Origin of the sequence: Streptococcus sp. GMD1S, from assembly GCF_000296875.1 — a bacterium.
GTDB lineage: Bacteria > Bacillota > Bacilli > Lactobacillales > Streptococcaceae > Streptococcus.
In genome coordinates, this window is sequence record NZ_AJQY01000182.1 from 1 (window position 1) to 990 (window position 990).

Genomic DNA, 990 nt, shown 5'->3' on the forward strand with positions numbered 1-990 from the left:
AAACGATTGGGCAGGCTTGTAAAATCATATTTTCCCATATCTATCTTATCCTTCCATAGCTTGGCGCAAGTCCGCAATCAAATCTCTAGCATCCTCAATCCCAATAGACAAGCGCAAGAGGTCATCTGTTAAGCCATAGGAACGGCGCACTTCTGCTGGAATATCCGCATGAGTCTGAGTTGTCGGATAGGTGATGAGACTCTCAACCCCACCTAAACTTTCCGCAAATGAAAAGACCTTGAGGCTATTTAAAATATGAGGAATACGTTTTTCATCCACTACTTTAAAGGAAATCATACCCCCACGTCCAGTATAGAGCACTTCCTTGACAGCAGGTAAATCCTTCAAAAAAGCAACCACTTCTTGGGCATTGGCTGTAGAACGCTCCATACGAAGAGGCAGAGTTTTAAGACCACGAATCAACTGATAACTATCAAATGGTGACAAGACCGCACCTGTCGTATTGAGATTATAGAACAGTTGCTCATATAGTTCTAAACTATTAGTAACAACCACCCCAGCTAAGACATCATTGTGCCCTGCTAAGTACTTGGTGGCAGAATGAAGAACGATATCCGCACCGTCTTCAATCGGACGTTGATAAATCGGACTGTAGAAGGTATTGTCTACCACTACCTTGGAACCCTTGGCATGAGCTAGTTTGGCTAGTTTGGCAATATCAAATTCCAACATCAAGGGATTAGTTGGAGTTTCAATATAGAGAACATCCACATCTTTCTCTAACTCAGCAATCAGCTCTTCTTCTGTATTGGCATAGGTAAAATGGAAACGACCTTCCTGCTCGACTTGGTTGAACCAACGGAAAGAACCCCCATACAGATCACGCACAGCCAAGACTTTACTTCCCACTGGAAAAACACTAAAGGCCAGTACAATCGCAGCCATACCTGAGCTTGTCGCTAAGGCATAATCAGCTGATTCGATTGCCGCCAAGACTTCCTCCGCCTTACTGCGAGTTGGGTTTTTGGT

General features: G+C 43.9%; 1 protein-coding gene. It reads right to left on the reverse strand.

Features of this window, described 5'->3' with window-relative positions; genetic code table 11:
• Positions 1-45: 45 nt before the first annotated feature.
• Positions 46-990: cystathionine gamma-synthase (locus GMD1S_RS08135; protein WP_000317494.1), on the reverse strand; the 945-nt coding region annotated here is incomplete at its 5' end.